Annotated in this window: 9 protein-coding genes; 6 read left to right on the plus strand and 3 right to left on the minus strand. The window is 57.9% G+C overall.

Going from position 1 to position 9,301, the window contains the following annotated elements; genetic code table 11:
• Positions 1-3,439, plus strand: a 3,439-nt coding sequence (locus tag VGI36_12465; GenBank protein HEY2485959.1) for a translocation/assembly module TamB domain-containing protein, incomplete at its 5' end; no start/stop codon positions are given.
• A gap of 983 nt (positions 3,440-4,422) precedes the next feature.
• Here VGI36_12465 and VGI36_12470 read toward each other — a convergent pair.
• Positions 4,423-4,818: a PD-(D/E)XK nuclease superfamily protein gene (locus VGI36_12470; GenBank protein HEY2485960.1), complete on the minus strand. Its 396-nt coding sequence runs from the start codon at positions 4,816-4,818 to the stop codon at positions 4,423-4,425.
• 923 nt (positions 4,819-5,741) lie between these two features.
• Here VGI36_12470 and VGI36_12475 point away from each other — a divergent pair.
• Together VGI36_12475 and VGI36_12480 are read left to right on the plus strand one after the other, a co-directional pair.
• Complete coding sequence (locus tag VGI36_12475; GenBank protein HEY2485961.1) at positions 5,742-5,894, plus strand: hypothetical protein; 153 nt, start codon at positions 5,742-5,744, stop codon at positions 5,892-5,894.
• Positions 5,895-5,932: 38 nt separating this feature from the next.
• Complete coding sequence (locus tag VGI36_12480) at positions 5,933-6,181, plus strand: hypothetical protein (protein HEY2485962.1); 249 nt, start codon at positions 5,933-5,935, stop codon at positions 6,179-6,181.
• A 238-nt stretch (positions 6,182-6,419) separates the two neighbouring features.
• Here VGI36_12480 and VGI36_12485 read toward each other — a convergent pair whose 3' ends face one another.
• Both VGI36_12485 and VGI36_12490 read right to left on the minus strand, forming a co-directional pair.
• Positions 6,420-7,553: a mechanosensitive ion channel family protein gene (locus tag VGI36_12485; protein ID HEY2485963.1), complete on the minus strand. Its 1,134-nt coding sequence runs from the start codon at positions 7,551-7,553 to the stop codon at positions 6,420-6,422.
• A gap of 259 nt (positions 7,554-7,812) precedes the next feature.
• Positions 7,813-7,962 carry a hypothetical protein gene (locus VGI36_12490; protein HEY2485964.1) on the minus strand — a complete coding sequence of 50 codons (150 nt, stop codon included), beginning with the start codon at positions 7,960-7,962 and terminating at the stop codon, positions 7,813-7,815.
• An 81-nt stretch (positions 7,963-8,043) separates the two neighbouring features.
• On the opposite strand from VGI36_12490, the gene VGI36_12495 reads away from it, so the two are divergent.
• The 3 genes from VGI36_12495 to VGI36_12505 all read left to right on the plus strand — a co-directional run.
• Positions 8,044-8,274: a hypothetical protein gene (locus tag VGI36_12495; GenBank protein HEY2485965.1), complete on the plus strand. Its 231-nt coding sequence runs from the start codon at positions 8,044-8,046 to the stop codon at positions 8,272-8,274.
• A complete protein-coding gene (locus VGI36_12500; GenBank protein HEY2485966.1) occupies positions 8,271-8,711 on the plus strand; it encodes an MFS transporter in 441 nt (146 codons plus the stop codon). The genes VGI36_12495 and VGI36_12500 overlap by 4 nt, the downstream gene beginning before the upstream one ends.
• Positions 8,712-8,846: 135 nt before the next feature.
• Positions 8,847-9,301, plus strand: a 455-nt coding sequence (locus tag VGI36_12505; GenBank protein ID HEY2485967.1) for an SLC13 family permease, incomplete at its 3' end; no start/stop codon positions are given.

Below are 9,301 nucleotides of genomic sequence, written 5' to 3' on the forward strand. Positions count from 1 at the left end.
GATCCACCCGCGGGCCAGGCTTGCCACAAACCCGGATGGCCGATGGAACGTCGTTGCGGCGTTCACGCCCCGGAACCCGGTTCTGTCCAACCAGGGCACCAGTTACCGAGTCAGTATTCATCGCTTCAAGATCATTGGCGCCGACGTTGATATCGAACACGCCTCGCGCAAATGGCGATTGAGCAATGCCCGTCTCGAGGCGAGCGCGCAAATCCAGCCGAGAGGTTTGGAGTTTCAGCTCCACACTCTCGATTCGCGAATCGACGGCGCCGGTTTGCCGGAGACGATCCTCCATACTGAATTCGCGTTGCACCAGACGCGGGGTGTCGCGAGCGCGACACTGTCGACGCTCTCGCTCAGGACTCAAGCTTCGGAGATCGAGGCGTCGGCCACGTTAGCCGATTTGGCTAAGTTGCGCGGCGAAGGAGTCGTGCATATCCGCAAGCTGGCTGCGTCCGACCTTCGCACCATCGATTCGAGACTGGATCTCGCTCGCGACATAGTGGGAACGATCAATATCAAAGGTGAAATCAGCGCCGCCCGGCTCCAGGCAGCGATCTCGGCGGCCGGTGCGCGCACGGTTCTAAATGCTAGAGCGAGGGCGAGCGGAGGTTCTTACGACTATGATGCATCGCTCTCGCTTTCCGGTTTGAACGCTGGCGAGCTATTCCACGCCTCGAGGAACCAACGACTTCCGCGCGGGCCGATCAGCGGAGTTGTGCATGCTCAAGGCAACATGCGAGATTTTTCGACTTTGCACGCCACGGCAGATTTGCGTGGCGACAAGCTCGCAATCGGGCAGTGGCGCCTTGGGAATCTCGTACTTACGGGAAAACTCTTTCGGCAAGTCGCCTCTGTCGAAGCACAACTCGTGAATTCCGGTTCACGCTCCGAACTCACCGCCGCAGTGAATTTGAAAGGAAGGCCGTCGTACCGGGCAGTAGTCACAATGAGCCGGATCGATCTTCGATCGTTCGCAGTGCAGCCTGGTCGCATGCCGGCTTCCGATCTGAATGCACGCGCAACGCTGCGTGGGACTGGTACGGATACGCACACGGCTGAGGCGGAAGCAACACTGCAATTCTCAAGATCGACGGCAGGAACGATCAAAATTGATCGCGGATCGCTGACCGCCGAACTTGCGCAAGGTGTGCTGCAATTCCGGGAGGCATCAGTCGAAGCACTGGACGCTTCGCTCACTGCGCGGGGCACGGTGGCGGTTTCCCAGGGGCGGCAAGGATCATTCACCTACACTCTACGGATTGGAGCAGTGGGGCCGTGGCTTGCGCTTGCTGGGCATCGCGGGAGCGGGCGTATCGAGCTTGCGGGCACCGTCGGTGGGACCGCAGATCAACTCAGAGCACGTGGCTGGGGTCAGACGTCGGCTTTTCAAATGGACACTTACTCCGCGCAACATGCCCGCGTGGCTTACGACGTGACGCGAGTTCAATCGGCGAATGTGCAAGGCCACCTAGAACTCACCGCCGAGAGCATAAACGCCTCGACGAAGTTCAAATCAATTGCCTCGACCGTTCAGCTCAACCGCGGCCTACCTCAAACCGCACAGATTTCGCTCAATGCGATCGACGAGATGTCGCGGCCGGACCATATCGATGCGCGATTGGTCTACCAACCTGACGATCTACGGATCAGCCTAGCGACGGTCTTGTTAACCACTCAGGGTGGTGCGTGGCGCTTGCAACGGGTTGCGGAAGTGCGCGTGCGAAACCGCGAACTGCAAGTCCAAGATTTTGTGCTCACAAGCGGCAACCAATCGCTCACTATCGATGGTGTTGCATCAGGCTCGGGAGCGCAAAATTTGCGAGTGAGTGCGAATCGTGTTTCGCTCGGTGCATTGGCCGCTATGTCGCCGAAACCGATTGCGATCGAAGGGCTCCTGTCGGTTCGTTCGCAGGTGTCGGGTACCGCCGCAGAGCCCCTCGTCCACTCAACCGCGACGATTGATGACCTGAGTGTTTCCGGACTGCGCTACCAGGGATTCGACGCGGATTTCTCATATGCGGCAAGAAAGGCGCTCGTCGATGTCTCCTTGCGACAGGACGATAGTCATTCGCTGCGTGCAAATGGAACCATACCGGTCGCGCTGGCGTGGTCACCTCGGTTCCAGGCGGAGCCCGCAGGTGAGATGGACTTGCGTGCCACCTCGCAGGGAATCGACCTCACGTTTCTCAACGCTTTCACGGCAGGTTCGGTACACAATCTCGAAGGCACGCTCGCGGTAGACGTGACGGCCCGCGGCACGGTGAAAGATCCGAGACTGCAGGGTCACCTCGATCTAAGCGCGAAATTTCTGATCAAGCCGTTAAACGTCTATGTGCGAGAGGCCGTCGCAAGGATCGAGGTCGACCCGCATCAAATCCGGCTCGCCAATCTGCGCGCCACCGCCGGCGACGGAATCCTGAGCGGCAGAGGGACTATCGACCTAGAGCGGTACTCGCCGCGACAATTGAGTGTCGCGGTGTCCTTCGACAAGTGGCCCGCGATTGCCACTCAAGAATACAGCTCGACCATCGCCGGAGCTGTGAACTGCTCAGGCCCGACGCAGAGTCTCAGCGTATCCGGAGCTATCGAATCGCTTTCCGGTCTGGTTCGGCCTGACATTTCGCTGTTCCAGCAGCAATCACTGAAGCCTGATGAGACCATCCAGGTGGCGCAATCAGATGTCGAGCAGAAGCCGCCGACTGCGGCTTCGACTCCCACTGGCCCGGCGCCTCCGTCGGGTGACGTTGCCATCGACCTTGGGATCCAGATCGACCGGAACAACTGGATCAAGACTGATGAGGCGCAGATCGAACTTCAGGGCAAGCTTCAGGTTAAAAAACCGACGCATGCCTCGGTGGATGTGACCGGCGTGATTCACACGGTCCAGGGTAATGTGCGGGTGGCGAGCAAGAGCTTCGATCTCGTGCGCGGGGACATCAATTTTGTGGGCGGAGCCGGGATAGATCCCTTGCTGGACATCCGGGCGCAGAAGCGAGTGCAAAATTACACGGTCTCGGCCGACATTACCGGGCCTGCATCCAAGCCCAACCTGGCGCTGAGCAGCTCACCGCCAATGGAGCAGGCAGACATCCTGGCGATGGTGATGTTCGGAAGGCCAGTCAGTAAGCTCAACGGTTCGCAGCAGCAGAATCTCCAGAATCAGGCGATGCAGATGGCGGCATCACAGGCCGGACGCGCGATTGCCGACTCACTCGGGCTGGAGGACATAGGCATAACGACGACTGAAACGGGAGGCGTGGGCGTCGGGCGCTATGTCGGCCAGAACATCTACTTGTCGGCGTCACAGGAGACGGTGGATCCGCGCAAACGCCGCGGCGCGTTCAGTTATCACCTGACTCCTGAGATCAATATTAACACCTCGACTTCCGTTGGTTACGGCAATCAGATCGAGTTGCAATGGCACAAGGATTACTGAGTCTTCGGCTCGTCTAGGCCATTCGTCGCCGGATGAACAATAGGCAAACTATTGCTATTGACATACGGCAGAGGCAGTAGCAGCTTGGGACCTCCACCCAAATCTGCGGTTCACTGCGCAAGCAATCGCCAGTCCTTCGGCCCCACCATCTGTGACTTCAGCCAAGCCTCGACCGAATCGCCATCGAACCGCCAGTCTGAGCTAACTCTAAAAGCCGGCCAACCACCGCGTTTGATTCGCCTGTAAATAGTTGAGGTGTTAACCCTTAAAATCCGCGCCAGTTCCTGCACCGTTAGTACTTCTCCCTCCATAGATCGCTCCAGCCATTGTCCATAGCCGGCCCAACCGCGCGGCGCGCTCGCGTCCAGCGTCTTCGTGCCGCGCAAGAGCGCTTGGGCGCAAGCACGCCGCATTTTGGCGCGCGCTCGGCTTCCCCAACGGTGAAAGCCAGAAAGGTAAGCGCGCGGAACCCCAGTGCCTGCAAGCAAGCGCGGCTATTCGCGGAAGCGAAGCGGCGCAATCCCTTCGCGCTTGAGAAGACACAGAAGACACCGCGCTGGTTTTGATCAATCCAACCTGCGTCCAACCTGACAGGCTAACCCGCGCAATTAAGCGCGTGTTTGCTAGCGTTTTCGCGCGAGACTTAAATATTTCGAATCCTCTGCTTGCGAGCTCGGGTCGAAATCCAGTCCGGATGTTTGGCTCCAAGCCTCGTGGCGGGATGGTCACTCCCATTTCTGGGAGGGCCTACCTTTCTGTCTCCGCGATTTACGCTGGCGATTGACGACAAAGCCCGAGCGCAGGGTAGTCGCGTTCGAGACCCCACACCTTAAATATCGTTCAGTCCCTTTGCGCTGTCGGACAAAGGAAGAAGGGCTCGCGCTCGTGGGCGATGGCCGACTTTACAAATTGTGTCCGATCGCCGACCTTAATGAATCGGGCTGACAATGAGCGCAGAGACCGGGGGTTTTCAGAGGTTGCCCTCATTCGCTAGCGCAACCTCCAGCGAAAAAAACTTTCACGGTCTCGGTGCCGACCAGGTGCTTCTGGATTTTCTCAACGTAATATTCCCTGACCGTCCAGCCGGGTCCGCCGAGAACCGCGTAGCCGCGTTTGTAGCTCGGAGTTTCCCCGACTGCTTCGGCGAGGCAAATGATCTCGAAGGGCACCTTCTGCTCAGCAGTACCCGAGCTTTGCTGCCATTTCATTGAAATCAGGAACTCCTGGCCAGATTTTTCTGCGACCAAATCCACCTTGTGCTTTCCACCGCCTGGACGCGCGCCGACGACTACCTGTTTTCGATACGAGTAACCGCCGCGCTTGAGCGCTGGAAGGACCATGTTCTCCAAGACGGCGCCGGTGTTTGTGTTCCGCCCCACGCGCTAACCGAGACGCCGAGTCGCCAACACTTCCTTGGCCGGCGATCTGTCTCCCGTGCAGTTGATCATGCGGGGCCCATCAATCAGGCGAAGCTTGAAGCCGGGCTTTCGATAAAGCCGGAGGACTCGATCGGTGGCCTGATTCGAGAGAACGGTGGGTCCGGGGTGCTTAGCCAGCCACTTCGCTAAGCGAACCTGGTCTTCCCAGCTGAATCCTTCTTTCGCGTAGGATCTGAACTCTACATCGTACGGCGGGTCCGCATAGACGAAGTCGCCAGAATTGACGGCAATCCCCTCGAAGTCGCCAACGGAGAACTGCCAATCACGCGGAATGCGGCAGTAATCGCTGAAGTCGCGCTTATAGTTGATCCGTTTGTATCGGCCGAAGGGGACGTTGAACTCTCCTTTCGAATTGAAGCGGCAAAGGCCGTTGTAGCAGGTGCGATTGAGGTAGTAGAAAAGCGCCGCGGGCCTCTGCGGATTCGGCTCCGCCGTTCGAGATCAGCTTGTTGAATCGCTTTCGATGCCGATAGTAGAGCGGCTCGCTATTTCCAAATTCCAGACGGTCATCCACGCGGAGCCCACGCTTGAGCCACGAATAGAAATGGACCGCGTGCGGGTTGATGTCGTTCAATAGCGCCCGGTGGGGACGTAGGCTGAGGGTGACAGCCAGTCCGCCACAAAACGGCTCGACAAGGCGCCGGTCCTTGTGACGCTCCCAAAATTCGGCGATATGCGGCACGAGCGACCGTTTGCCGCCGGCCCATTTGAGAGGAGGTCGAACCGGGACAACCTGCACCTGAAGCGCCTTCACCGCTGCCATCGTGCTCTGAGCTTTACTTGATGGCGGAAGCAGAGGCGAGAGGCGGGTTCCATGTTTTTCCACGGCCGGCGCCTCCGGATTGAAGCCAGGGGCAAAGGAGGTGATCCATCTGACGACACAGGAAAAGCTCCGGGAGTTCGCCGAGGCGCGCTGCGATATGGGGCGTTGGGAGCACCGCACGATAGAGGCCCTACTCAACGACCTCGAGGAATACACCCACAATCTGAACGAGGAGGAACGCAAACCTAGGTGAGGCCACCGGTGAACACAGTAGACAGTAGAGGTGTTCTGATGCGCGATCGTCCTGCCGAAGACGAGTCTGAAAGTTGTTTTCGCACTGCCATCGATGTCGCGCAGACGCAGGAGGGGAAGTGGTGGGAGCTGCGCGCGACCGTGAGCCTCGCGCGCTTGCTGCGCGACAATAACCGTCGCGACGAGGTTCGCAGGATGCTTGCAGAGATCTACAACTGGTTCACCGAGGGCTTTGACATCTCGGATCTGAAGGAAGCCAAGGCTCTACTCGAGGAATTGAATCGGTGAGGTGCGGAGGGCGGAGGGTCTCGCCGTCACGCGCGGGCGGCTCAACCGTTTCGTCTCGACGATCACGTCGGACGCCGAGCCTGTGGCGGAACCCTCGTAGCAAAAAGGCGGTCGCTCTTACCTTCTTGTCACGGGCCGGTCCAGTATGACTCCAAGCCTTCGGTCGGGTCCTTCTTATCCGGGCGCGCTACCTGGGACTCAAAGTAAATCCGCAGTCAAATTCGATCGCCGCAAACGGTTATACCGTTCCCTCGTTGCGAGTGTGCGCAAAATCCTTCAGCTTGTGCGAGATCATCTCTCCCACCTTCAGGATGGTTTCTGACGTGAACTCCAGCGAGTGCTTGGGAAAAGGAATCGAGATCTCCTCACTTTGATAGCGCTTATGCAGAAGTTTGATGAATTCATGTTTGACCTTCATTCCTGAAACGAAATCGCGGGCTCCAAGCCACACGGTAAAATCGACGCTTGAATCGGCGAAAGTGTGATAACGCATTCGTGATTCGAATCCGGGTGCCGCGCCATCTGAATGTGTCATCAGCTCGCGTGCTACCTCCAGCGTTACTTGTTCGACGCGGTCAAGATCGCAGCTGTAGTCCACGCCGACCTCCACGCTCACTGCTAGTTGATGTTGGGGCAGACTGAAATTTGTAATCACACTGCCTGCCAGCTTGCTGTTCGGCACCACGACCATCGTGTCATTCAGCATGCAAATGCGGGTGTTACGCCAGCCGACTCTGGTGACATGTCCCTCCTCACCGCTCTCCAGCTTGATGAAATGCCCGGCTTCGACCGGCTTCTCCGCGATCATGTAGATGCCGGCGAACAAGTTGGCCAGAGTGTCTTGCAGCGCCAAGGCCACTGCCAGGCTTCCGACGCCTAGAGAGGCTATCAGCGGAGTGATCGAAATCCCAATGCTGTCGAGGAAAACCAGCATGCCAAGTCCGATAATCACTCCACGCACTCCCCCCTGGAGCAGTCCCAACGCCCCCTGGACCGCGGAAGACCTCAACGCCAGGCGCTCGATCAACTTTCTACAGATGCGATCGGTAAAAATGACCAAGGCTAGGACTAGTGCACCCGCCACTGCCACATCAAAAGCTCTGTCAGATCTGGGGGAAAGCGGGAGGGTGCGGTCGAGCAGAGCGACGCCGCTTGCGACAACGACAATTGTCAAAGCCGGTGACAGCGCCTCCATAAACGAGTCTGCCCAAGCGAGGCTCGCGCGTTGCGCGATGTAACCACGGAACACCGCGAGGATCAGGTTCTTAAGCGCAAGCAGAATGACGATCGAAAAGAGAAAAACAGCAGGACCGATGACCCATGGAGAGAGAAAACCACCGGTCCTTATTTGATCTAAAAGTTGTTGCAACATAAGAGACACCTCGGCCTTCGGCTCATCACCATTTTATGACGGACCTCAGCCCGGCTAAACGCGAATGGCTCAATCAGCGGAGCTGACTCATACTCAGTATAAAGGACAAGCTTAAATTCGCTTTGAATTAGCGAAACTCTTGTACACGACTTCTGACGAAGCACTTTTTTTTGAAGGACCTGCTGAAATTTTGCGTTCTACTGCTCGTTGATAGCTTTGTTGATAGACATGACACTTACCTCCAATTGATTCCTTTCGTTTAGTTGGTGTCGGCGGACTGAATGGCTTCGATCCAATCCGCCTCCGTCGTTCGTGCCGCATTGACCTGCGCGCCGTTGAACGCGCCGATCAGGAATGCGCCAACCACACAAACGATGGCTATCCCCCGCGCGGGTGGATCAATTTTCATGACCACAGTGGATCGGTTTCGAAGACCGTTGACAGCTACACGGACGCATCATCGAAACCGGGCGAAGCGCGACCAACCCGAGTGCGAACCTTGGCTCCGGGATGTGGCCTTCCGCGGACCACAATTCAACAGGAAGTGATTCGTGAGTTGGTGCGCGATTCGCGGATCGCGATCTTCACCCTGGCGGTGGTCCTGTTCCATCTGGCTAACGCGGCAATGTTGCCGCTGGTGGGCGAGATGCTCTCCTCCAGGCATCCGAGCCTCGCGGCGCCATATAGTGGCCTGCATCATCGTTGCCCAGGTTGGTCATGACGCCGATTGCGCTGCTCACGGGCCGGCTCGCCGATTCATGGGGCCGTAGACCCGTCTTCCTGGTCGGCTTCGCGGTGCTTCCGATTCGCGGGCTGCTTTTCGCGATTATAACGAATCCCTATCTCCTGGTGTCGGTCCAGGTACTGGACGGAATTGGAGCCGGAATCTTCGGCGTCCTCGCGGTGATCGTAGTTTCGGACCTCGCGCAGCGCACCGGCCGCTTCAATCTGATGCAGGGCGTGATGAAAACCTGCGTCGCCATCGGAGGCTCGCTGAGCAACGTAATCGCCGGCTTCGTCGCTGAACGCAAAGGTTATGGAGCAGGTTTCATTTTGTTGACCATTGTCGCGCTACTGGCGCTGGCCTTCTTTTGGGTCACGATGCCCGAGACCGGCGATGTGAAATCACAAAAGTTTAAATCGAGGCTGATACGTTGACCACACGGCTCAACGCCACCGTACAGGTCTCTCATCCGGAGATCACTCCAAAGATCGCACTAGCTCGTCCGCGCCGACGCTCTGCACTCTTGGTAGCCGTAGTTTCGTGTCTTTCAAGCGTTGCCATAGCCGTTTTTGCTGGAACGCCGCGCCATACATTGGCAAATCCCTCTCCTGTGGACGCGAGAGGCCGGCCCATGGATCCCGAAACTCGTCGCGATCGCGATCTTCACCATCACCTATTTCGCAGTAGCCGTCGGCCGCCTTCCGGGATTCAAAATCGATCGCGCGGGTGCGGCCTTCGTCGGTGCAAGCCTGATGGTTGCCTTCGGAGCGCTGCCGGCTGGAGGCGCCTATCGCGCCATCGACTTCGACACCATCATGCTCCTGCTCGGTGTGATGATCGTGGTCGCGAACCTGAGGCTCTCGGGCTTCCTGCGCTTCGTGAGCAGAGCAATCATCAAGCGCGTCCGGCATCCTCTGACATTGTTAATCGCGGTTGTGGCCTTCACTGGGGTCCTCTCCGCCTTCCTGGTCAACGACACGATCTGCCTCGCTATGACTCCGTTGGTGCTGGACTTGGTGATTCA

The organism is Candidatus Binataceae bacterium, from assembly GCA_036495685.1.
Classification (GTDB): domain Bacteria; phylum Desulfobacterota; class Binatia; order Binatales; family Binataceae; genus JAFAHS01.

What these genes read in the sequence shown, in the direction of transcription:
- VGI36_12490 (HEY2485964.1), bottom strand. Translation starts at nt 7,962, where the DNA reads ATGAAAATTGATCCACCCGCGCGGGGGATAGCCATCGTTTGTGTGGTT.
- VGI36_12480 (HEY2485962.1), top strand. Translation starts at nt 5,933, where the DNA reads ATGCGCGATCGTCCTGCCGAAGACGAGTCTGAAAGTTGTTTTCGCACT.
- VGI36_12500 (HEY2485966.1), top strand. Translation starts at nt 8,271, where the DNA reads ATGACGCCGATTGCGCTGCTCACGGGCCGGCTCGCCGATTCATGGGGC.
- VGI36_12485 (HEY2485963.1), bottom strand. Translation starts at nt 7,553, where the DNA reads ATGTTGCAACAACTTTTAGATCAAATAAGGACCGGTGGTTTTCTCTCT.